Raw genomic sequence first — 23,193 nt, forward strand, 5'->3', positions numbered from 1 at the left:
GAGATTTTTCGACGCGAATATGCTCTACTTCGCTTCGTGACGACGAGCTTCGAGCCGCTTCCCTCAGACCTCGCGAGCGCGCATGCGCTGATCCTCGCGCAGCGCGAGCTGCTGGAGCAAGAGCAGGCGGCGCGCATCATCGCGCAGAGCGAAGCGAAGATTCGCGCGCTCGAGGTGGAGCGGTTGAAGCTGCTGCTCGCCAAAGCGCGGCGCGAGGCCTTCGGTCAATCATCCGAACGCGCCAAGCTGCTCGTCGAGCAGCTCGAGCTGGCGATCGAGGATCTGGAAGAAGCGCAAGGAGCCGAAGAGGCAAAGGCCGATCTCGCCGCGCCGAAAGCCGGCAAGACGCGGGCTCCGAGAGGACCGCGCGGCCCACGCAAGCTGCCGGAGAATCTCCCCGTCGAGCGGATCGTGGAGCCTGCTCCCTGCGCCTGCGGCAAATGCGGCGGCCTGCGCTTGCACAAGCTCGGCGAGGAGGTGACGAAGACGCTCGAATGCGAGCCGCGTCGCTGGAAGATCGTCGAGCATGTGCGCGAGAAGTTCACCTGCCGCGATTGCGACTCCATCACCGAGACGCCGGCGCCGTCGCATCCGATCCCGCGCGGCTTCGCCGGGCCGAGCTTGCTGGCGATGGTTCTGGTGAACAAGTTTCTGCTGCATCAGCCGCTCAATCTTCAGAGCGCGACCTTCAGGCGCGAAGGCGTCGAGATCGACACGTCGACGCTCGCCGATCGAGTCGGCGCCTGCGTCGTCGCGCTCGAGCCCATTCTCGACGCGCTACGTCGTCATGTGCTCGCCGCCGAACGGATCCACGCTGACGACACTACGGTTCCGGTGTTGGCGAAGACGAAGACGCGAACCGGCCGCCTCTGGGTCTATCTGCGCGACGATCGACCCTTCGGCGGAAAGACTCCGCCTGCGGCTTTCTTTGAATATTCGGCGTCGCGCCATGGCGAATATCCCAGCGCTCATCTTTCCGGCTGGGCCGGCGTCATGCAAGCCGACGCCTTCGCCGGATTCAATGAGCTCTATGATGGGAAACGAAAGCCAGGACCGATTTTAGAGGCGGCGTGCTGGGCGCATAGCCGGCGCAAATTCTTCGAGCTCGCCAAGCTCGCGAAGGCGCCGATCGCAATCGAGGCGGTGCGCCGTATCGACGAGCTGTTCGAGATCGAGCGCGTCATAGCCGGAAAGCCGCCCGACGAACGAAAGGCGGCGCGTCGATCGCAATCGAAGCCGCTGGTCGACGCGCTGGAAACGTGGCTGCGAGAGCAACGCGCGCTCGTCTCAGTCAAGAGCGATATCTGCAAGGCGATCAACTACAGCCTCAATCGCTGGGCGTCATTCACACGATTTCTCGACGACGGGCATATCTGTCTCTCCAATAATGCCGCCGAACGCGCCTTGCGTGGCGCAGCGATCGGGCGCCGCGTCTGGAAATTCGTCGGCTCCGACGAGGGCGGACGCCGAGCCGCCGCCGTTCTTTCACTGATCGAGTCCTGCAAGCTCAATGACGTGGACCCGCAAGCCTGGCTCGCGCATGTCCTCGCCAAATTGCCCGACCATCCGGCTACGAGGGTCGACGAGCTTCTGCCATGGCGCTGGAAGGCAGAGCGCGCATCCACGCCGAAAGCAGCGGACGAAATCGCCGCTTAAAGATTTCGGCCTTGCCGGAAATCTCTGCGGCCTTCGCCAGATGAATACGATGGAAGGCCACACCCGATCGATGTTCTGCAAGATTACCGAACTCGACGGAGACCTCTCCGGGAAACTAGTGCTCGACATCGGCAGCGGTCCGGGACGCTTTACAGACATTGCTCTGGCGCAAAGCGGAACGGTCGTCGCGCTCGACTATTCAAGTGCCATTGACGCCCTGCTCGAGAACGTCGGAGATCGGCGCGACGATCTGCTGATGGTGCAGGGAGATGCACTGCAGATGCCGTTCGCCGACGGCATGTTCGACGAAGCGTTTTCCATCGGTGTCCTGCACCACACGCCAGATCCCTATGCTGGCGTCGTCGAGGCACGGCGAGTCTTGAAGCACAGGGGAGCATTTTCTCTCTGCGTTTATGGCGCTGGCGGGGCGACCTACGACTTCCCGACGGTCACCCTACTGCGTAAGACGTTCAAGGCGCTGTGGCCGGTACTGGGGCATTATCCCGCGCTGTTCTACTCCTACGCTGCGGTCTACCTGATCTGGCCAATTTCGAGATTGTCGCGCCTCGTATCGCTGCCGTTCCGGGTGGTGCTGCCGATTGCTTGCCTGCCCGACATTCGCTGGTCCTTGCTCGATACGTTCGACAGCGTCACGCCGAGCTACCAGTCGACCCACAGTAGCGTGGACGTCTATCGCTGGTTCAAGAACGCAGGCTTTAGCGATGTCCACCCGACCGACTGGGGATTCACCAGTTACAGGGGACGGAGGTCAATTTCTTCGGGTAGTGTCTGCGCCAGCGAATAGATTGCGGACGACCTTGGTGCAGTTCGTGTGTAATTAGAGCGCCGGGAATGACGCTGATGTTGCGGGAACGTTCCTGGGCATTTGTTTCTATATCAACCACTTTAGAAGGAAGGCATAATGCCCCGTGGGAATCGTCGGGCGGCCAGCCGACCGCTAAGGGCCGTGAGTTAGTTATGATCGCCATCGTCGACTACGGCCTCGGCAACGTCACCGCCATCGCCAATATGTACAAGAGGCTCAACATCGAGGCTGTACTCGCGTCCACGGCCGATGACTTGCGGCGGGCCGACCGCCTGATCCTTCCTGGCGTCGGCTCATTCGACTGGGCGATGCAAAGCCTCGCGCGCTCCGGTTTGCGGGGGACGCTAGACGAACTGGTGATAAATGCCCGCCGGCCGGTTCTCGGGATTTGCGTCGGCATGCAGATGATGGCAGAGAAGAGCGCCGAAGGCATGGAACCGGGATTGGGCTGGATCGCGGCCAGCGTGGAGCGCCTGCCGTCTAGGCCAGGGTTGATGCTGCCGCACATGGGCTGGAACGACGTCTCGGCGGTCCGGCATTCTACGCTCATCAACGGGCTCGACATTGAGGCCCGCTTTTATTTCCTGCACGGCTACTGTTTTGTGCCCAAAGATGAGAGCGTGACTATCGCGACAGCCGATTACGGGCAGCCTTTCGCCAGCGTCGTGCAATCGGGCAATGTCTACGGAGCGCAGTTCCATCCCGAGAAGAGTCATGGCTGGGGTGTTCGGTTGCTTAAGAATTTCGCGAAGGCTTGACATTGCTCCGCCCCCGCATCATCCCCTGTTTGCTCGTGCACGAGCGCGGCCTCGTTAAGACGCGCCAGTTCACCGAGCCTACCTATGTCGGCGATCCCGTCAATGCGGTGCGCATCTTCAACGAGAAGGAAGTCGACGAATTATTCATCGCCGACATCGACGCTACCGTTCGCGGTGCGGAGCCGGATTACGCCCTGATCGCCAGCCTCGCCGCAGAGTGCCGGATGCCGCTCGCCTATGCTGGGGGCGTGCGCACGGTCGAGCAGGTGGAGCGGATCGTAGGGCTCGGCGTGGAGAAAGTGGCGCTTGGTGCCGCGGCTATCGTTACGCCGGAACTGATCACGGTCGCAGCGGCCAGGCTGGGCAGCCAGAGCACCGCCGTCGTCGCTGACGTGCGCAGGTCTGGCGACCGCTATGAGGTCTACATGCACAATGGTACGCGGGCGACGGGCAAGACCGTCGAGGAGTTGGCCTCCTGGGCCGAGCGGGCGGGCGCCGGCGAGGTCATAGTAAACAACATCGACCGAGATGGCATGATGACTGGCTACGATCTCGATCTCGTTGGGCGCTGTCGCGCCGCGACGAGCCTGCCGATGACGGTAATGGGCGGCGCCGGCAGCCTCGACGACATCGCCGGCCTCATCGCCCGCTTTCCCATCATCGGCGCCGCGGCCGGCAGCCTGTTCGTGTTCAAGGGCAAATATCGCGCTGTGCTGATTAATTATCCGGATCGTCTTCGCAAAGAGGAGTTGTTCGCCCGATAATCCTGAGTGAGTTTTCATGCGCTGTCACGCAGCCGCCGGACGCCCACGCCGCTCTCATCGTCGACCGCGTCGGCTGGCGCATGACCGACAAGCTGGTCGTTCCGTCCAACATCACGCTCGTTCCCTTGCCGGCGAAATGTCCAGAGCTGAACCCGGCCGAAAACGTCTGGCAGTTCCTGCGCGACAACTGGCTGTCCAACCGCGTTTTCAAATCCTACGATGATATCGTCGATCATTGTTGCGCCCGCTTGGAACAAGCTCGTCGAACAGCCTTGGCGCATCATGTCCATCGGCCTGCGTGAATGGGCGCATGGGTTTTGATCAGTGAGGATTGATATTATTATTGCTGGTTCTGGCTTGATCGGCTCTTGCTCATGGCTGCCGAATGTGTTCGGCGACACGGGCTACGCCGGAGACAAATTGAAGGATGCGCTTGAAGCCAAGTGCGATTGGACCATCGAAATCGGCGAAGCAGCTGTCGCGCGAGCGAGGGGTTTGGGCTTGTTGCGGGGCGTTGGATCATCAATCGGAAGACCGAGTGGCTTGAACGATGTCGGGCGCTCGCCAATGACACGAGCCACAATCGAAAACGTTCTCACCTTTGTCTCGTTCGCCCATTGCCACAGGCTCATGCGCAAACTCGCAAAGCGATGATATCTCGTGCAATCATTTTGAGTGAAGTCTGATTAAAGGACTATGCGATAGTGCGCAGGATGAAAATCGTAACCGTACTGGGCGCGCGCCCCCAGTTCGTGAAGGCCGCCCCAACAAGCCGGGAGCTGCGCCGCCGCCATGATGAAATCATTATCCACACCGGTCAGCATTACGACGCCAACATGTCGGACATATTCTTTGACGAACTCGGCATTCCGCAGCCGGACGTGCATCTGGGGGGCGGGGGCGGAAGCCATGCCGATCAGACAGCCAAGATGCTGGTGGGCGTTGAAAAACTGCGTTTGTCGGAAAAGCCTGACTGGGTGCCTATTTACGGTGACACCAACGGCACCGTATCGGCGGCGCTGGCGGCCGCGAAGGTGCATGTGCCCATCGCGCATGTCGAGGCCGGGCTGCGCAGCTTCAACCGCCAGATGCCCGAAGAAGTGAACCGGGTCGTGGCTGACCATCTGTCGTCGCTGCTGCTTTGCCCCAGCCAGACCGCGGCCGACAACCTCGCCAAGGAGGGTATTATCGCCGGGGTCGAGGTGGTCGGCGACGTGATGGCCGATGCGCTGCTAATGGCTGCAAGCGGCTCTTCCGATGTGGTCAGGCGGCTTGGGCTCGAGCCAGGCGCGTATGCGCTCGCGACTGTCCATCGGGCGGAGAACACCGATGATCCGAAGCGGCTCGGCGGCATCGTCACGGCGTTCGCCGCGATGGACCGGCCTGTCCTGCTCCCCCTCCATCCGCGAACCCGCGACGCCCTCGATAAGGCCGGTCTGTCTCTTCCGAGTAACGTCGTCGCCTGTGATCCGCTCGGTTATATAGACATGGTCACAGCCTTGCGGAACGCCGCGCTCGTGCTGACGGATTCGGGTGGACTTCAGAAAGAAGCCTATTGGCTTAAGGTGCCGTGCGTGACCCTGCGAGATGAAACCGAATGGGTGGAAACCCTCGAAACGGGCTGGAACCGTTTGGCGGGCGCCGACCCCTGCGCGATCCTCGACGCGACGAAATCGGCGGTGCGGCTCGACGAACATGCCGTGCTGTATGGCGGAGACGGCCGTGCTGTTGCGCGCGTGGTAGAAGCGCTCGAGAAAGAGCGGCCCTTGTGACAAAGGCGCCTACGGGTGCGAGAGTGATGCTTTCCACTCCTGCCGCCAAGCAGGGGCGGTCCATTAAGGTTGTCGCGCTTTCGCTGGGAAATGCCATGGCAATGCTAGGCGGACTGGCCTTAGCCATGGTCGCTTCGCGCGTTCTCAGCAAGGCAGACTTCGCGACCTATCGCCAGACCTTTCTGGTCTATGATTTTGTCGCGCCCCTGCTGCAACTCGGCATCCCCGCCACGCTCTATTATATGCTTCCTCGCGCAGGAGCGGATACCAAAGGCTTACTTGGGGATGTCTTCACCATTCTGACAATAGCGGCGCTGGCTTTCGCGGCTTTTTTCCTGCTGGGCGGGGCGACGCTGGTAGCCGATTTTTTCGGAAACACCGCACTCGCCACCACGCTGCCTTGGCTCTCGATATACCCATTACTAATGCTGCCGACTACGGTCATCTCCACAATCCTCGTCTATGGCGAGCGCGTGCGTTCCCTCGCCGTATTCAACATGATGGTCGGCATCGTCACGGGGGCGCTCACGATTGGCGCGGTCCTGTGGCGACCGGGTTATGCCTGGTTGGCAGCGGCGCGAATCTGCGCGGCGGCGATCTTCATGCCGATCGCTTTCCTGTTGATGAGCGCTCTCTTCGAGGGACATTGGCGGCCGCCGCGCTTGTCCGGCATGGTGGACATTCTGCAGCTGTCGCTACCGATGGGCCTCGCCTCCATGCTCGGCGTGCTGACTTTGCAGCTCCATTCCCTGATAGTCGCCACGATGACCACGCCGGAGCAATTCGCAATTTACGCCAATGGCGCGATCGAAGTACCGTTTGTCGGCATCGTCGTCAGCGCGATCGGCACCGTGCTTTTTGCGGAAATGTCCAATGCGTGCGCGGCGGGGGTGAAAGCGGAGGCTATCGCCCTGTTCCGCCAGGCGGCGGCGGAGACAGCTTGTATCCTGTTTCCGGTGACTGTGTTCATTGCTATTGCCGCTGGGCCGTTCATCGAGTTTCTCTATTCTGAGGCCTATGCCGATAGCGCTATCCCGTTCACCATCTATCTGGCGACTATGCCGACCCGGATCGTTGTTTATGGCGCGGCGCTAATGGCGCTGAGAATGTCGCATGTCGTGCTATTCCGCAGTATCGTCGACTTGATGATCAATGCCGCGACTTGCTATGTGTTCGTGCGCGCCTTCGGATACAAGGGCGCCGCGCTCGGCCTGGTTGTCACGCTATACTTCTGGACGGTGCCATATAACCTGTTCAAAATCGCGAAGGGGTTCGAAACCAGCGTGCGGAGCCTGTTGCCTTGGACGACGATCTTCAAAATCATCGGAGTCAGCCTTGCGGCTACTCCGCTTGAGTTTCTGGCCCTGTCTCTGACGGCGGAATACCCCCCATTTATCAGGCTCGCCGTGTCTTCGATCCTCTATGGAGTTGTTTTCCTGCCCTTGCTGGTTCTGGGGGCAGGGATTTCGCTTCCGGAGCCGGTGGCGCGGGTCATCGAGCGCGTTCCGCTTCTCGCGAGATTCGCCAATGGCTGAGCAAGGCGCAATCCCGTCAGACAAGAGGCGTCGAGTTCTGGTGATCGGCGCCGACCTCGTCATGCCAAAGCTCTTCTATTTCACTGATCACCTAAAGAGCCTCGGCTATGGCTACGCCGTCTATACCCATGACGACACCGACTATAGCCGCCGCGTTGCGAAGAATGCCGGCGCGACATTTCTCGCCGGCCCCCCCCACCGGCCTACAATCAGACGAATGCTGCGCGACATCTTAATGGCGTTGCTCGTGATCCGCCGCCGCGACTACCATCACGCGGACCTCTATTGTGACTATCATATACTCGCCGCCTCCGCCTATCTCCTGGTACTGAAGCTGAAAGGCATTCCGGTCGTACTGTGGTGCCGCGGCCTGCTAGAAGATTGGGACAACTTTGCTTGGTGGCAACGCCTGTTTTTCCGCACGGCGATGCATGCGTCGCAGCTCGTCGTTCTCAAGGAGCGTTACATGATCGACACGCTGACGCGCGCCGGCGTCTACGCGTCGGACAAAACAATCGAGCTTCACAACACGGTTCCGGTCAGAAACCGCGAAAGGGTGCCGATTCTTTCGGCGCCCGAGATACGGTTGCTGTTCCTGAACTCCTTTGTCCCAATGCGCCATGTCGGTTTCTGCGCCGATCTGGCGGCGGCGCTTCGCGACCGAGACGTGCGGTTTTCCATGACCATCGCGGGCGAAAAGGACAGTTCGGCCTTGCTCATATCCGAGGCGTCATCACTGAAACAGGCGATCGCCTGCCACGGCGTGGAACAGATGGTGACAATTGCGCCGTTCAGCAAGGATCCGCAATCTTTCTACCGCGAGCATGATATCTTCCTGCTCCCGGCGGACCGTATCTACTGCAACTATGCGCTGCTCGAAGCGATGGACTGCGGCCTTGTCCCGATTGTGTCCGACCAGGACGCGGACTATCGTTTTATCATCGAAGAAGGCGTTTCGGGATTCGGACGGTCGCTCGATGCCGGCGAATGGGCAAGGATCGTGGCCGAACTCGCAGCCGACAGGGAGCGCGCCCAGCGCATGTCGGACGCCGCTAGGCTCCGGGTGGCGGAGCGGTTTTCGACCGCCCGAATGTTCACCCGCTATGCATTTCACAGCGGGCTGATCGAAAGAGCCGAGAACGGACTGGCCAAGTGAACGAAACCGGCATTTACTGTCTGACGGCGATCAACCTGATCACCGCAGCCATACTAATCCCCCGCTATCTCAGGCATTCGACCGTTTATCAGGCCGCGTTCGTGCTGGGATGGACGATGCACTATGTCATTGGCAATCTGCTGGTGCTGCTGTCGCAAAACTCCACCTACACGCTTGCGTCCTTCTCCGACTTCTCCGGCGCCTATCTTGTCAGCCTTATCATCGGCCAGTATTTTCTCTGGAGTTATCTGTTCCTGTTCGAAACGACGCGGAAGCCGTCCATTGGCTCGGCCAAGTTTCGGCCTACAGCCACATCGACCCTGGTCGGAATTCTGGCGGTCACGGCGCTGTTCGCCGCACTGTTCATCTTCCAGATCGGCCCGGGGGCCTATTTCTCCCCCGACCTCGCGCGGTACCGCATCAATCTCGGCGAATATGCGGGCGTCGGCATCGGTGTCTACTATTATCTGGCTATGTTCCTCATCTCGGCGTCGATGCTCGTCGGCGGCTTCGCGATCGATCATCCGCGCCCCCGGAACCTGCTCTTGGCCCTAGTCTCGATCGTGCTCGTCGGCATCGTCTTCGTCCCCCTCGGCGGCCGCGGCCGGGTGCTGAACGTCATCATCATTCTCGCGCTGGCCTTCCTGCTTTCGCGGCGCGAAGAACCGCTGATGCGCGCGCTCAATCTCAGGACGATCCTCGTCGCCGTGTCGGTGGTCGGGATCGCCCTGGTGTGGGGCAGCTTTCGAGAGATGCAGGCGGATGCCGAGTTGGAGATGAACGGAGAACAGGCGATCGCCTCGCTGGCGATCGACACCACCCGCCTGCCTAACCAGGCTTTCATCTTCCGCACATTTCCCGCTACCGGCAGCTATTTCGGGCTCCATTACGTCGAGTCGCTGCTTGGCCCTTTCTACAACATGGCGTTTAATAGCAGTGTGGGGCTGATACGCGATTATTCGTCTTACTGGTACTTCACCACGGTGGGCAATTTCGACCAGCCGTCGGCGGTCTCACCCTCGTTTATCGGCGAGGTCTATCTCAACTTCGGGATTGTTGGCGTGATCCTGTCGCCGCTCTTCCTGTTCCTCTTCGTCACGATCGCGAGGCGGTTCGTGGGGTCTGGCCATTCGCTCGCAACCGCGTTGATCCTCTATTACTTCCAGTTCTGGGCATTCCATGGCGGGCTCTATAGCCTGTTCGATCTGCTGGTGCTGGTCGCGCCGGTCTTCCTCGCTCTCAATTTCCTTACGTCCAGGCAGGCGCTCGCGAAACCGCGCGGCGCCTCGCATTGCGCCCCCTGCGAGAGAGCGCGATGAAAAGCCTCATCAAGCGCATAATATCCGCCACGATTTCAGCCATTCCTTTTCTGCGTCAGCGGCGCGAATGGGGCTATGGCTCGGTACCGCGGCGCATCCTGCTAGTCAATTTTTTGTTCCAGCGGATATTTCGCATCAATTCGGACACCAAATGGTCCGTGCATTTCACCAGCCGCGTTCAGAGGCCCGACAACATCCGCATCGGCCGCAATGTCGCCAAATCATTTGCGGTGAGCGGCGGCTGCTACATTCAGGCCTTCAACGGCGTCGAAATCGGTGACGACACAATTTTCAGCTTTGGAGTGGGCATCGTCAGTTCCAACCACGATCCGTCGAATCTGTCCAACTCCATGCCCGATGCGCCGGTGAAGATCGGTCGCAATTGCTGGTTGGGAAAGAACGCGGTTGTGCTGCCAGGTGTAGAGCTCGGCGATGGGTGCGTCGTGGGCGCTGGCGCGGTCGTGACCCGGTCGTTCGGCCCCGGCGCGGTGCTGGCCGGCGCGCCGGCAAGGGAAATTTCGAAGCCTGGACCTGCATGGCCATGAAGATAATGATCCATGGAGCGTGGCGCTGGCCGCAATATGAAGAGGGGTTTGCCTGCGGCCTACGTGAAAACGGTGCTCTGGTGCTGGAGTCGCGGATCGTCAGCGCACCGGGCTTTCTTGGGAGCCTTTCAGAGGCGCTGCCCATTGCCGGGCCGGCTGCTGTCGCGGATGGCCGCCGACTAGTGGCGCGGGCCGAAAGCGAACGGCCCGAAGCGATTCTATTCTGGCGACCAACGCACATTTTGACGAGCACCATCCGTTCGTTGCGCGCCATGGGAATTACGACGATCTCATTTAACAACGATGATCCGTTTAGTCCGCAAGCCGCGCGCAATCCGAAGTGGCGGGTCCGCGAGATGTGGCGGCTCTATCGCAAGGCACTGCCAGAATTCGACTTCAACTTCTTTTTTCGGGACGTAAACTGCCAAGAGGCATTGGCCGAGGGTGCCAAGCAGGCGCGGACAATGCTACCATATTTCCTGCCCTGGCGGGATCGTCCGGTAGGACTCGATGCGGTTGACGAGGCACGGTTCGGCGCCGATGTGGCGTTTGTCGGTCACTATGAGAACGACGGCCGCGACGCGGACATCCGCGCGCTCACCGAGAGGGGAATTCGAGTTAGGGTCTGGGGAGATTCCTCGTGGCGTTACTCGAAAACAATTCAAGATATTCCGATTCCCAAACCAATCCGACCGGCGCTTGGGTCCGACTATGCCAAGGCGCTGGCGGGTGCGAAGATTTGCCTGTGCTACATGTCGAAGCTCAATCGCGACGGCTATACAAGGCGCTGCTTCGAGATTCCGGCTGTCGGCAGTGTGATGCTGGCCGAGCGCACGCCCGAGCTCATGCAGCTTTTTTGCGAGGATAAGGAAGCCTGCTTCTTCTCCTCGCGCGGGGAGCTGCTCGCGAAGGCCGAAAAACTCCTCGCCGACGGCCGGCTGCGCGCGCATATCGCTGCGGGAGGACGACAGCGGATCTGGGTCGACGGCCATGACGTGGTCAGCCGCGCGCGCCAGTTTTTGGAGACCTTGTCGACATTGAGAGCGGACACAAGAGACGCCGCCGAGAAGAAATCCGCCGCTTGATTCATGCCATCGTGGAATTCCAGCATAGCTCTTTCGGTTCGAACGACAAGCCGAAGCCCACCCCGTCTCGGCCGTCGCTCGCCCCAAAAGGGTCTGAAGTGTAGTGATCCACTCGGCTTGACCGGAGCGATTGTCCTCCTCCGCGATCGGAGATGTGGCTATGGACAGAACTACGGCTATGTTGCTCCTCAAGGGCACAGCTACATTCGTGCCGGGCTATCTGGGCTTCCACGCCAAGTATCGGGCGCAGCCGCCCGGCGGAGCAGTCACGGCCGAATACTGCTATTCCGTATGGCTGCGGCACCTGATCCACGCTGCCGAAAGCGGATTGAACGCGTCCCCCGAGGCGGTCGGCGAACTTGGCCCCGGCGCATCGCTTGGCGTTGGCATCTGCGCCCTCCTTACCGGGGCGAGCGCTTACTACGCGGTCGACGCCTCTCACTATGCGAATCGCGAAATTAGCCTACGGCTTCTGCCCGAACTTGTTGACCTTCTCAAAACCCGCGCGCCGATCCCCGGACAAGGGAGGCATAAGCCGGCGTTGGCCTCGTCTGACTTTCCCTCGCACATCCTCACGGGCGAGCGCCTGTCGGCCTCCCTCGGGCCGGACCGCATCGACGCCATCGGAAGAGCCGTTGTCCACGGTCAGGCGGACGGCCTGTCGGTTCGTTACTTCGCGCCGTGGGACGACCCCTCCATAGTCCCGGCCGAATCTCTCGACATGATCCTCTCCCAAGCGGTGCTGGAACACATTGAACGCATCGGGCCGATCTATTCAGCGATGTACCGCTGGCTGAGGCCGGGCGGCTTCATGTCGCACCAGATTGACTACAAGTCTCACGGAATGGCTTCCACATGGGATGGACATTGGACGCATTCCGATCTCACATGGACTTTGCTGAATGGCCGGCGACCGAAGGCGATCAACCGTCTGCCGCACTCCAGCCACATCGGCCAATTGCAACGGGCCGGCTTTACCCTCAGTCGGGAGATGAAAGTGGAGTCGGAAAGGAATATTTCCCCAAGGCAACTGGCCCCGCGGTTCTGCCACCTGTCCCAATCCGATCTCAAATGCTCCGGCGCGTTCATACAGGCCAGAAAGTAACCCTCACTCTCTTCGTTTTCCCGGTTGTAATACCAACCGTCTGAGATGCTGACTCATGTCCGCGTCGTCGTCTCGGAGCAGACCATGAGCCGCGAGCTGCGCAAAATGGGCTATCGCAAGCTGTCGGCGCGGCCGCGTCATCATGCCCAGGCCGAAGGCGCGATCCAGGATTTTAAAAAAGTTTCCCAACTCGTCTGGAGGAAATCGCGCGCGAAAAGCGCGTCGCCTCCGACAAGATAGAAATCTGGTTCGAGGACGAGGCGCGCATCGGCCAGAAGAACAAGATCACGCGCCGATGGGCGAAACGCGGATCGAGGCCGAGCGCGCCCCACGATCAGCGCACCGCCTCGACCTACATCTTCGGCGCCGTCTGTCCGAAGGACGGCAAGGGCGCGGCGCTGGTTCTCCCCGCCTGCAACACCTACGCGATGAATCTGCTCCTCGCCGAAATCAGCAAAACGGTCGCGCCGGACGCCCACGCCGCTCTCGTCGTCGACCGCGCCGGCTGGCGCATGACCGACAAGCTGGTCGTTCCGCCCAACATCACGCTCGTTCCCTTGCCAGCGAAATGTCCAGAGCTGAACCCGGCTGAAAACGTCTGGCAGTTCCTGCGCGACAACTGGCTGTCCAACCGCGTTTTCAAATCCTACGATGATATCGTCGATCATTGTTGCGCCGCTTGGAACAAGCTCATCGACCAGCCGTGGCGCATCATATCCATCGGGTTGCGCGATTGGGCGCATAGGTTTTGATCAGTGAGGATTGGTATAATGACTACTCCCGGCGGCTCCAACGGTCAACTTCAGTACAACAACAGCGGCGCATTCGACGGGGCGGCGGGCACGAATTTCGATGGAATGGATGTCAGCGCAACGAGGTTCTACGCGCCAGGGTCAGGTAACATCGCTACAAACACGGCCTATGGCCAAAGCGCCATTGCCTTTAATACAACCGGGAACTACAACACCGCGAGCGGATACCAAGCGCTCCAATCAAACACGACCGGAGGCTTCAACACCGCGATTGGAGCCAACGCGCTCCAATCAAACACGACCGGAGGCTTCAACACTGCGATTGGAACCAATGCGCTCCGATCAAACGCGACCGGAGGCGACAATACCGCGTGCGGATACCAGTCGCTCCAATCAAACACGACCGGCTTTAACAACACCGCGAGCGGAGCCAACGCTCTCCTTTCAAACACAACGGGCTTCCGCAATACCGCGATTGGAACCAACGCGCTCCAATTAAACACGACCGGAGGCGACAATACCGCATGCGGACATTCCGCTCTTCTAAACAATACGACTGGCGGCAGCAACACTGCGACGGGAGTCACCGCGCTAGGGGTGAACACGACCGGCAATGACAACAGCGCCCATGGATATGAATCGCTCTATAGAAATACGACCGGCAACAGTAATACAGCGAGTGGGCATTGGGCGCTTCTATCAAACACGATAGGCAGCTACAATACCGCCAGCGGAGCGAACGCGCTTTATTCTAATCAGACCGGCGATAGCAACACTGTGAACGGCTATCAGGCGCTCTACTATAACACGACCGGAGCCTACAGCGTCGCAAGTGGCGCTATGGCGCTTCTTTCGAACAGGACCGGCTCCCGCAATATCGCAGTCGGATACGGCGCGCTTGTTGATCTCGGTAAGGCGGTGACCGCAGGATCGTTCGTCGTTGGCGTGTCCTACAAAATCGCCAGCCTCGGGACCACCGATTTCACACTGATCGGCGCGTCCAACAATAATATTGGAACTGATTTTACGGCGACCGACGCAGGATCGGGAACGGGAACCGCCACGCCGAACAGCGCTGATCAAAATACTGTTATTGGGTATAGTTCCGGTGGTGGCATTATCCATGGTCAATACAACACAATCATAGGCTCCAATGTCCTTGACCTCGACGCCGGTCTGTCTAATGCGATCATTCTTGCGGATGGACAAGGCGGTATCAAATACGATTTTGCGAAGACAACGCCGGCCGTTCACACCTTCGCGGGCGGTCCTGTGAAGGTCCCATCTTACACCGTAGCGGGTTTACCTCCGGCCTCCATAGTTGGCGCAGGTTCGATCGCCTTTGCCTCTGACGCTTGCAACATAGGAGAGTCGACGGGAGCTGGGACGGGCTCGATTGTCGCGTCGGATGGGACCAACTGGAAAATTCCCGGCGTTGCTACAGCCGTCACGTCTTAAAATCGAGAAATGCCACAATGTCGTCCACCACTCTTACATTAGGGCCTGTTGGGATTCAGCGTGAGCTTATCACGGCGGCGGCGAGATGGATCATGGCGCAAAAGCTCTGATCTATCTTGTCGGCCCGCATCGCGATGGGTTTGAACTCTTTGAGCTTGCCGAAGAAATTTTCGATCAGATGTCGCCATTTAGATATTCCCAGATCGATTTTGCGCGGCTGACTGCGGCGCGGGTGTTGTGAAATCACGACCTTAGAGCAGTCTCCGAACGGTATGAATCGTTTTAGGATTCCCGAATCGGCCTTTCTCTGATTCAAACGACCCGCCGCGGAAGGAGGCGGCGGGGATGGCGCTTTCCGATGATCTTCGCGAGCGGGTGGTGAAGGCTGTTGTCGAGGAAGGCATGTCGCGCAATGCGGCGGCCAAACGGTTCGGGGTGAGCATTCCGAGCGCGGTGCGCTGGGTCAAACGCTTCGAGACCACGGGCGAGATATCTCCGGCGCCGAGCGGGGGAGACCAGCGCTCGAAACGGATCGAAGCGCATCGCGACTATCTCCTCGGCCTTGTCCGCCGCACGCCGGACCTCACCTTGCTCGAGATCGAGCATCGGCTGCTGCAAGCTTTCGGCGAGCGGTTCTCGTCGTCGGTGCTGTGGCGCTTTTTCGATCGCCATGACATCTCGTTCAAAAACGTATGGCCCGCCCCGTCTGCAAGCAGTTTTATCGAGAGCGCCTTCTGATGGGTCTGCGTCAACGTATCCGGCCTCGGGGCGAGCCCCCGGCCAAGATGGAGATACGCGCGTTCCGGTCCTCATAAAAGTCTCGGCGTCGAACGCCGTTTTTTGAACCAGGTTTCCAGAACGCCGTTCGACTATCAGTCAGGCCATCTTTCGATCCACCACCCGCAAACATCGTCGGACGATCAGCAGCACATGCGCCGAACGACCAGTCTCACGCCGCCAGGATCGCCTCCTTGTCGGCAAATGTTTCTCCACGCCGCAGCACCGCCCAGGAGATCCGCGCCAGCTTGTTGGCAAAGGCGACGACCGCGACATTCTGATGCACGCGGGCGAGCAGCGTCGTCAGCCACCGCCCGAGCGACGTGTCGCGTTTGGCGACATGGGGGAGCGCCGCCCGCGCGCCATGGATGAGTTGCCTGCGCAAATATCGGTTGCCCCGCTTGCTGATCCCGAGCAGTTTCGGCTTGCCCCCCGTCGTCGCCTGACGGGGGACCAGGCCGAGCCAGGCCGCAAGATCGCGACCATGCTCGAACGTCTCGGCCTTTCCGATCGCCGCCAACAAGGCCGAAGCGATCAGGGCGCCGACGCCCGGTATTGTCGCCAGTCGCCGGGCGTCCTCGTTCTCTTTGGCGAAAGCCGTGAACTCCGCGTCGAAGGCGGCGATGCGCTTGTCCAGCTCGCGCCATTGCGTGCGAGCGTCGTCGACGAGCCTGTACATCCGGTCGCTCAAAGTGTGTCGGCCCCCTTCGTCCAGCATGACGGCGAGATAATCCGCGAGATGACGTTTACCCTTGGGAACGACGATTCCGCGCTCCAGAAGGATCGCCCGCAGTTGGTTGATCAGCGCCGTCCGTTCGCCGACCAGTCGGTCGCGAGACCGATGCAACGTCTGGATGTCGAGCTGATCCTGCGTTTTCAGTTCCACAAAGCGCATGGTCGGCCGCGTCGCCGCCTCGGCGATCCCTTCAGCGTCGCGATCGTCGTTCTTCTGCGCTTTCACATAGGGGCGAACATATTCGGGCGACATCAGCCGAACCTCGTGGCCATGAGCCGCGAAGACCCGCCCCAGATGATGAGCGCCGCAGCACGCTTCCATCGCGACGACACAGGCCGGCAGCTTCGCTGCCAAGCCGATCAGCGTCTCCCGCGTCGCCCGCCGCCGCATGACCACCGTCCCGGCCGCGTCGAAGCCAACGAGACTGCAAATATTCTTGCCGATGTCGATCCCGAGCACGGAAACCTTCGTCTTCATGTATTCGTCCGACAGCGACCGCCTTACGAATCAGCGCGTCGGATAAGACACTGTGACTAGCCACAGGATAGTCACAGAGAGCCATGGATCGCATCGAGGTCATCACGTCGGTCGAGCGACGTCGCAAGCACTCTCTCGCCGAGAAGGAGCGCTTGGCCATGGCGGCCGCGGCTCCGGGGGCGAACGTCGTGGAGATCGCGCGGGCGGCCGGCGTCGACCCGAGTCTTGTCTATCGGTGGCGAAGAGCGCTCTCGGCGGCGCCATTGATATCGAGCGAGCTCGACACGAGAGACGCGCCGACTTTCGTTCCTTTGACGATCGCGCCCCCGGCGCCAGCGCCCGCGTCGGAATCCGCGCCGTCGATGATCACCATCGAGTTCGCGGGCGGCGCACGTATGAAGATCGAAGGCGCGCCCGATGCGAAGATCTTGGCGAGCGTCATAGGCGCCTTGTCGAAGGCGGAGCGCTGAGCGATGATCTCCTTCGGCGGTGGCGTTCATGTGTTCTTATGCGCCGGCCATACCGACATGAGAAAGGGATTCGACACTCTTGCCTTGCTTGTGCAGGAAGGCATGAAGCGTGATCCTCACGCGGGCGATCTCTACGTCTTCCGAGGCCGTCGAGGCGACAGAATAAAGCTGATCTGGCACGACGGCCAGGGCGCATGCATGTTTACGAACGATCTGCATTCATACTACACCTCTTCCAGCTTCAGCTGATCGTTTATGCCGCGCTGGTGTTTTGTGCGCGGGCAGCGGCTCGGTCAACGAGACGGTTCCATCGGCTGCATTGTTTTTGCGGTACGTCTTTGTCGGGAATTTCGTAGAGGCAAAAGTGCCCGTTGTAGGAATGCCCGGTGACGAGGCCATGTTTGACCCAGCTCGTGAGGGTGGTCTCGTGGATATTCAGACGCGCCGCGGCTTCCTTCTTGGTCAGCATTCCCCGCTCTCTCAGTCGATCGTAACGGGGACGCAGTTTGTATTCGTGAACGAGATAGGCAACCCGTTTGGGGGTGAAGCGGGCGTCGTGGCGCCCGCGGCGCGCAGCCTCGCCCGGGCGATATCCTTGCTGGTTGAGGAGTTCGGCGATCTCGGAATAGACGTGGTCGTCGAGCAGCTTGTCGACCAGTTCGACGATGCCGGGCTGTGTCTTGATCTGCTGGGCGGACGATTTCGGGCTCGAGGTCGTGAGCGTCTGGATTTTGCCGCCCTTGAACCGAACATGAACCTTGGTGGTTCCTTCCGCCTGTAGCTTGACGAGGGTGACGTCTTCGATGACGTGGGCGAGCAGCCGCTTGCGTTCTCGGTTTGGGGTATCGGGATCAGCCCAAAGCTTCTTGAAGTCCACCGTCATGGCGATGAGCCGCTTACGGATGGCGTCGTCAAGAACGAATTGATCGTGCTCGTGGGCGCGCTGGCGCTCCTCGCGGGCGTTGGCCAATATGCGGAGTTTGTCGTTCCACTCGCCTTCGAGCGTGTCGGCGACGAGGCGATTGTTGGGGTCGACCAGCATGAAGCGGCGCTGAGCGAGATCGGCTTCGGTTTGGGCGCGCTCGATCGCACGGCAACGCAACCGGTCGGCTTCCTCATGACGCGCCTGAATCTCCCTGCGCACTTCGAGCGCCAGTTCGACGGCCAACGGCGTCATCTCGTCGGCAATCAGCATGCCGACAGCTTGATCGACGGGAGGTCCGGCGATCGACTGGCACGAGGGTTCGCCGCGATAGTTGTGGGGGCGATCGCAAACATACCACGCCTCCTGTCGGCCCCGCCGGGCGGCATAGCGGACCCTAAAATGCCCGCCGCATCGACCACAGATGGCCCGTCCTTGCAGCAGCGCCGGGCCTTCTCTCGGAATTGACGTTCGCGCCGCGTCATAGCCATGGCCGTTCGCCTTGAGAACCTTCAAGTTCTCCTGGTGCCGCTCCCAACTGATATAGCCGGGATGGGCGCCGGGAATGCGGGCCAGCCAATCGTCATCGTCTCTGGCGCGCACGGTTTTCTTGCCCTCGATCGTGCGCCGGAACTGTCGTCGGCCATAGGTGTAGGCGCCGGCGTAGCGCGGATTGGTTAGGACGCGCATCGCCGTGGAAGCCGTCAGTGGCCGAAAGACCGTCTCGCTGTTGTGCAGGCGCGAGGGGAATAGAAGACCTTCCTTGCGAAAGGTCTTGACGGTCTGGGACGCGGAGCCGACGCGCGAGAAGGTCTCGAAGAAATGAGCGATTGTCTCCCTGACCTGGAGGTCCGGATCCAGCGCCACGTTGCCGGAGAGGTCATAGACCAGCCCGGTCGGCAGCGGGCAGCGGAACTCGCCACGCTTCGCCTTGTTGAGGATACCGCCGCGCAGCCTCGCCTTGATGACATGGAGTTCGGCTTCGCTCATCGTACCCTTCAAACCCAACAAAAGCCTGTCGTTGAAGCTAGCCGGATCGTAGACGCCATCCTCGTCGAGGATCAGGGTGTCGGCAAGGGCGCAGATCTCCAGCAGGCGCTGCCAATCGGCGTTGTTGCGCGCCAGACGGGAGACTTCCAGGCCCATCACGATTCCGGCGCGTCCCAGGCCGACATCGCTGACCAGTCGCTGGAATCCCTCGCGCCAAGCCGCCGATGCGCCGGACTCGCCCTGATCGTTGTCGATGACGATGATCTGCTCGTCGCGCCAACCCAGGGCGACAGCGCGTCCGCGCAGCGCATATTGCCGCTTGGCTGTAGATTTCCGTCGAGATTTGACCCGGGATTTCCATTGAGAAGTGACCCGGGTTGAAGATGGCTTGCGGCTCAGTCGGTCGTCAAGTTTTGGTCTTTTCCTTTGCAGGTTTGTCCGCCTTCGCCGAGCTGTCCTTGAACCGGAAGCTGTCGTTTCCAGTTTCGAGGATATGGCAGCGGTGAGTGAGGCGATCGAGCAGAGCCGTCGTCATCTTGGCGTCCCCGAAGACGGCGGCCCATTCGCCGAAGCTCAGATTCGTCGTGATGATGACGCTGGTTCGCTCGTAGAGCTTGCTCAGCAGATGGAACAGCAACGCCCCGCCGGAGCCGCTGAACGGCAGGTAGCCGAGCTCATCGAGGATGACGAGATCGGAATGAACGAGCCGCGCCGCGACTTGGCCCGACTTGCCTTGGTGCTTTTCGGCTTCGAGCGCGTTTACGAGCTCGACGGTGGAGAAGAACCGCACACGCTTTCTGTGATGCTCGATCGCCTGGACGCCGATCGCTGTCGCCAGATGCGTCTTGCCCGTGCCAGGTCCCCCGACCAGGACGGCGTTATGCGCATCCTCGAGGAACTCGCAGCGATGAAGCTGGCGCGCGAGCGCCTCGTTGACCTCACTGCTGGCGAAGTCGAAGCCGGCGAGATCGCGATAGTTCGGGAACCGCGCGGACTTGAGCTGGTAGGCGATCGATCTCACCTCCCGGTCGGCGGTTTCCGCCTTCAAGAGTTGCGACAGGATCGGCAGCGCGGCCTCGAAGGCCGGGGAGCCTTGCTCGGTCAGCTCGCTGACGGCTTGCGCCATGCCGTGCATTTTGAGACTGCGCAGCATGATGACGATGGCGCCGGCGGCGGGATTATGACGCATGGCGCGCCTCCCGACCCTTGCGCAGCGCGTCGTAACGCTCGACATTGGCCTGCGGCTCGGTGGTGAGCGTCAGCGCGTTGGGCGGTTTCACGGGCGGCGCGTCGACCGGCTTGCCGTCCACCAAGCGATGCAACAGGTTCAAGATGTGCGTCTTGGTCGGCGCGCCGGCCTCCAGCGCCAATTGGACGGCGGTCAGCACGGCCTGCTCGTCGTGCTGTAGGACCAGAGCCAAAATCTCGACCATCTCACGGTCGCCTCCCGGCTTCTCGAGCATGCGCTGTTGCAGCGTCCGTAAGGCGACCGGCAGTTCCGCGAAGGGCGCGCCATTGCGCAGCGCGCCCGGCTTGCGCTGGATGACGGAGAGATAATGCCGCCAGTCGTAGACCGTCACGCTCTTGTCGTCATGCGACCGGGCGAAGACGCGGGCGTGCTCGCACACGATCTGCCCCTCGGCGGCGACGACGACGCGCTCAGGGTAGACCCGCACGCTGACGGGGCGATTGGCGAATGAAGCCGGCACGCTGTAGCGATTGCGGTCCAGATGGATCAGGCACGTCGGCGTGACCCGCTTGGTGTGTTCGACGAAGCCGTCGAATGGCCGCGGAGGCTGCATCAGTTGCGGAACCTCCTCGCGCCAAGCCTCCGCGATCGTCCCCGGCTGCGCGCTGTGCGGAATCTCGGCCCACAGCTCGCGGCATCGCGCCTCCAGCCAGTCGTTGAGCGCCGCCAGCGACGGAAAGCTCGGGATTGGCTGCCAGAGGCGATGACGAGCATCCTGAACGTTCTTCTCGATTTGCCCCTTTTCCCAGCCGGAGGCCGGATTGCAGAATGCGGCCTCGAACAGGAAGTGGCTGACCATCGCGGCGAAGCGGGCGTTGACCTGGCGTTCTTTGCCACGCCCGATCTTGTCGATCGCGGTGCGCATGTTGTCGTAGACGCCTCGCCGGGGCACGCCGCCCAGCACGCGGAAGGCGTGGTTGTGGGCGTCGAAGAGCATCTCATGCGTCTGCTGCGGGTAGGCGCGAAGGAAGAACGCACGGCTGTAGGAGAGCTTGAACTGGGCGACCTGCAACTTCGTCCGCTCGCCCGCGATGATCGCCCAATCCTCCGACCAGTCGAACTGGAACGCCTCGCCGGGCAGAAACGTCAGCGGCACGAACGCGCCGCGCCCGCAGGTCTGCTGCTCCCGATGCCGCGCCGCCTTCCACTCGCGCGCGAACGCCGCCACGCGATTGTAGGAGCCGTCGTAGCCGAGGGCGACCAGATCCGCGTGCAACTGCTTGACCGTCCGCTTCTGCTTGCGCGATTTTGCGGCCTCCTGACGCAGCATGTGCGCCAGCTTGTCGGCGAACGGATCGAGCCGGCTCGGTCGATCGGGCGTGGCGAACCCCGGCTCCACGCTGTCCGAGCGCAGGTATTTGCGCACCGTATTGCGCGACAGCCCCGTGCGTCGCGCAATCTCCCGGATCGAAAACTCCTGCCGATATCGCCAGCGTCGGATGACGCTCAATAACTCCATGTCGATCACTCCAAGGTCCCCCACGACGGTCGAGGGGGAAAGGTTCGAACATGGGTCAGTTCTCGGTGGAAAAACTCGTGCTGCCTGGGTCAGCTCTCAGTGGAAATCAACAGCGAGGCCTCATCCGGCGCTTTCTGCCTGGGGCGGGGCTATTCATGCTGATCGAGCTCGTCAAGTGAGCGAGCGTGAAGAGTTAGGAAACGGCGATCTGCTCCAGCACAGGTGCCGGCGCTTCATAAAGGAGGCGACGCTGAAACGTTTAGACTGCATCGTCGGGACGCGACCCAATTTCGTTAAGATCGCACCGATTATTAGAGCGCTGCTCAGGCGCGAAGGTTTCGCTGTTCGTCTCGTCCATACTGGGCAGCATTATGACGTCGCCTTGAACGCCGTCTTTTTCGATGAGCTCGGTATTCCAGATCCAGACGTGAATCTCGAAGTCGGCTCGGGCACGCACACCGAACAGACGGCGCGCATCATGCTGGCGCTCGAGTCCGTGCTGACGAACGACCGCCCAGACATGCTGATCGTGGTGGGCGATGTGAATTCGACGCTCGCCGCGACGCTCGTCGCGAGCAAGATGCTGATTCCCGTGGCGCACGTCGAGGCGGGCCTGCGCAGCAACGACCGCGCCATGCCGGAGGAAGTCAACCGGATCGTCACCGACTCCTTGTGCGATCTTCTGCTGACGACCGAGCGTTCGGCTTCGGACAATCTGCTGCGCGAAGGCGCTCGGCCCGAACGGATCGGCTTCGTCGGCAATGTCATGATCGACACCCTGCACGCCTGCCTCGAACGTGCGGTCCCGGCCGGGCGGACCTTCGACGAGATCGGCGCGGGCGTCGTCGCTTCGCGTGCGGAAAAGAGCGGCTATGGCTTTGTGACCCTGCACCGGCCGTCGAATGTCGATGACGAAGCGCAGTTGCGAGGGCTGATCGAAGCCCTCTGCGAGATTACGCACGCCATTCCATTGCTGTTCGCTGTCCATCCCAGAACAAGAGCGAAAATGGAAGCGGCCGGGCTGGGACGCCTTTTCGAGGACGGCCGCCTTCTGGCAACGCCGCCTTTAAGCTATCTGCGCTCGCTCGGCCTGATGCGCGAGGCGCGGCTCGTCATCACCGACAGCGGCGGCATACAGGAGGAGACAACGGCCCTGGGCGTGCCCTGCCTGACCGTGCGCGACAACACCGAACGGCCAATCACCATTGCGGAGGGCACGAACACGCTCGTCGGAACCTCTCCGGCCGCTCTAAAAGAAGCTGCCGCCGACGTGCTGGTGAATGGTGGAAAATGCGGGCGCGTTCCCGAGTTGTGGGATGGCAACGCGGCAGAGAGAATCGTCGACCATGTGAGAACATTTCTCGCTTTTCGATGACCGATCC

At 61.0% G+C, this 23,193-nt stretch carries 22 protein-coding genes and 2 pseudogenes; 19 read left to right on the top strand and 5 right to left on the bottom strand.

The window, feature by feature from the left end; all coding sequences use genetic code 11:
* Positions 1-36: 36 nt before the first annotated feature.
* The 14 genes and pseudogenes from K369_RS07780 to K369_RS26350 all read left to right on the top strand — a co-directional run bounded on the left by K369_RS07780 (position 37) and on the right by K369_RS26350 (position 14,731).
* Positions 37-1,656, top strand: coding sequence for an IS66 family transposase (locus K369_RS07780; protein ID WP_036290333.1), 1,620 nt, complete (start codon positions 37-39; stop codon positions 1,654-1,656).
* Between the two features lie 49 nt (positions 1,657-1,705).
* The gene (locus K369_RS07785; protein ID WP_198033074.1) at positions 1,706-2,461 is read left to right on the top strand and encodes a class I SAM-dependent methyltransferase; all 756 of its coding nucleotides are present in this window, start codon (positions 1,706-1,708) and stop codon (positions 2,459-2,461) included.
* A 173-nt stretch (positions 2,462-2,634) separates the two neighbouring features.
* On the top strand, positions 2,635-3,240 hold the full coding sequence (gene hisH / locus K369_RS07790; protein ID WP_036289707.1) for an imidazole glycerol phosphate synthase subunit HisH: 606 nt from the start codon (positions 2,635-2,637) through the stop codon (positions 3,238-3,240).
* 2 nt (positions 3,241-3,242) lie between these two features.
* Positions 3,243-4,004, top strand: coding sequence for an AglZ/HisF2 family acetamidino modification protein (locus K369_RS07795; RefSeq protein ID WP_036289710.1), 762 nt, complete (start codon positions 3,243-3,245; stop codon positions 4,002-4,004).
* Between the two features lie 2 nt (positions 4,005-4,006).
* A pseudogene (locus tag K369_RS07800) lies at positions 4,007-4,325 on the top strand (transposase); the annotation flags it as partial.
* 392 nt (positions 4,326-4,717) lie between these two features.
* Positions 4,718-5,776: a non-hydrolyzing UDP-N-acetylglucosamine 2-epimerase gene (gene wecB / locus K369_RS07805; protein WP_036289711.1), complete on the top strand. Its 1,059-nt coding sequence runs from the start codon at positions 4,718-4,720 to the stop codon at positions 5,774-5,776.
* Between the two features lie 26 nt (positions 5,777-5,802).
* Entirely contained in the window at positions 5,803-7,311 is a 1,509-nt protein-coding gene (locus K369_RS07810; protein WP_084570566.1) for a lipopolysaccharide biosynthesis protein, read from the top strand.
* Positions 7,304-8,467 (top strand): glycosyltransferase family 4 protein, encoded by a 1,164-nt coding sequence (locus K369_RS07815; protein WP_036289713.1) that lies wholly within the window; start codon positions 7,304-7,306, stop codon positions 8,465-8,467. The genes K369_RS07810 and K369_RS07815 overlap by 8 nt, the downstream gene beginning before the upstream one ends.
* The gene (locus tag K369_RS07820; protein ID WP_036289714.1) at positions 8,464-9,786 is read left to right on the top strand and encodes an O-antigen polymerase; all 1,323 of its coding nucleotides are present in this window, start codon (positions 8,464-8,466) and stop codon (positions 9,784-9,786) included. The genes K369_RS07815 and K369_RS07820 overlap by 4 nt, the downstream gene beginning before the upstream one ends.
* The gene (locus K369_RS07825) at positions 9,783-10,331 is read left to right on the top strand and encodes an acyltransferase (protein WP_051949139.1); all 549 of its coding nucleotides are present in this window, start codon (positions 9,783-9,785) and stop codon (positions 10,329-10,331) included. The genes K369_RS07820 and K369_RS07825 overlap by 4 nt, the downstream gene beginning before the upstream one ends.
* Positions 10,322-11,416, top strand: coding sequence for a glycosyltransferase (locus K369_RS24590; RefSeq protein ID WP_051949140.1), 1,095 nt, complete (start codon positions 10,322-10,324; stop codon positions 11,414-11,416). The genes K369_RS07825 and K369_RS24590 overlap by 10 nt, the downstream gene beginning before the upstream one ends.
* Positions 11,417-11,594: 178 nt before the next feature.
* Complete coding sequence (locus K369_RS07835) at positions 11,595-12,521, top strand: methyltransferase domain-containing protein (protein ID WP_198033076.1); 927 nt, start codon at positions 11,595-11,597, stop codon at positions 12,519-12,521.
* 63 nt (positions 12,522-12,584) lie between these two features.
* Positions 12,585-13,273: pseudogene (locus K369_RS25485) on the top strand (IS630 family transposase); the annotation flags it as partial.
* Positions 13,274-13,291: 18 nt separating this feature from the next.
* Positions 13,292-14,731, top strand: a complete 1,440-nt coding sequence (locus tag K369_RS26350) for a hypothetical protein (RefSeq protein ID WP_156967791.1) — start codon at positions 13,292-13,294, stop codon at positions 14,729-14,731.
* A 55-nt stretch (positions 14,732-14,786) separates the two neighbouring features.
* On the opposite strand, the gene K369_RS28220 is transcribed toward K369_RS26350, so the two are convergent.
* Positions 14,787-14,978, bottom strand: a complete 192-nt coding sequence (locus K369_RS28220) for a transposase (RefSeq protein ID WP_198033078.1) — start codon at positions 14,976-14,978, stop codon at positions 14,787-14,789.
* 98 nt (positions 14,979-15,076) lie between these two features.
* Between K369_RS28220 and K369_RS07860 the strand changes: the two genes are divergently transcribed.
* Entirely contained in the window at positions 15,077-15,469 is a 393-nt protein-coding gene (locus tag K369_RS07860; RefSeq protein WP_036289718.1) for a helix-turn-helix domain-containing protein, read from the top strand.
* 211 nt (positions 15,470-15,680) lie between these two features.
* Here K369_RS07860 and K369_RS07865 read toward each other — a convergent pair whose 3' ends face one another.
* Complete coding sequence (locus K369_RS07865) at positions 15,681-16,721, bottom strand: IS110 family transposase (protein WP_036286117.1); 1,041 nt, start codon at positions 16,719-16,721, stop codon at positions 15,681-15,683.
* 83 nt (positions 16,722-16,804) lie between these two features.
* Here K369_RS07865 and K369_RS07870 point away from each other — a divergent pair, with 83 nt between their 5' ends.
* Together K369_RS07870 and tnpB are read left to right on the top strand one after the other, a co-directional pair.
* Complete coding sequence (locus tag K369_RS07870; RefSeq protein WP_036289703.1) at positions 16,805-17,191, top strand: transposase; 387 nt, start codon at positions 16,805-16,807, stop codon at positions 17,189-17,191.
* Between the two features lie 3 nt (positions 17,192-17,194).
* On the top strand, positions 17,195-17,440 hold the full coding sequence (tnpB, locus tag K369_RS07875; protein WP_084570571.1) for an IS66 family insertion sequence element accessory protein TnpB: 246 nt from the start codon (positions 17,195-17,197) through the stop codon (positions 17,438-17,440).
* Between the two features lie 4 nt (positions 17,441-17,444).
* Here tnpB and K369_RS07880 read toward each other — a convergent pair whose 3' ends face one another.
* The 3 genes from K369_RS07880 to istA are packed head-to-tail and all read right to left on the bottom strand — an operon-like array spanning position 17,445 to position 21,811.
* Positions 17,445-19,619, bottom strand: coding sequence for a recombinase family protein (locus tag K369_RS07880; protein WP_371033310.1), 2,175 nt, complete (start codon positions 19,617-19,619; stop codon positions 17,445-17,447).
* Positions 19,510-20,292, bottom strand: coding sequence for an IS21-like element helper ATPase IstB (gene istB, locus K369_RS07885; protein ID WP_036286363.1), 783 nt, complete (start codon positions 20,290-20,292; stop codon positions 19,510-19,512). The genes K369_RS07880 and istB overlap by 110 nt, the downstream gene beginning before the upstream one ends.
* Positions 20,282-21,811, bottom strand: coding sequence for an IS21 family transposase (istA, locus tag K369_RS07890; RefSeq protein ID WP_156967678.1), 1,530 nt, complete (start codon positions 21,809-21,811; stop codon positions 20,282-20,284). Before istA ends, istB begins: the two co-directional genes overlap by 11 nt.
* A gap of 50 nt (positions 21,812-21,861) precedes the next feature.
* On the opposite strand from istA, the gene K369_RS27930 reads away from it, so the two are divergent.
* Positions 21,862-21,990: a hypothetical protein gene (locus K369_RS27930; protein ID WP_256380979.1), complete on the top strand. Its 129-nt coding sequence runs from the start codon at positions 21,862-21,864 to the stop codon at positions 21,988-21,990.
* On the top strand, positions 21,987-23,186 hold the full coding sequence (gene wecB / locus K369_RS07895) for a non-hydrolyzing UDP-N-acetylglucosamine 2-epimerase (protein WP_245278135.1): 1,200 nt from the start codon (positions 21,987-21,989) through the stop codon (positions 23,184-23,186). The genes K369_RS27930 and wecB (K369_RS07895) overlap by 4 nt, the downstream gene beginning before the upstream one ends.
* Positions 23,187-23,193: the final 7 nt, after the last annotated feature.

The sequence above is a fragment of the Methylosinus sp. PW1 genome (genome assembly GCF_000745215.1).
Taxonomy (GTDB): Bacteria; Pseudomonadota; Alphaproteobacteria; order Rhizobiales; family Beijerinckiaceae; genus Methylosinus.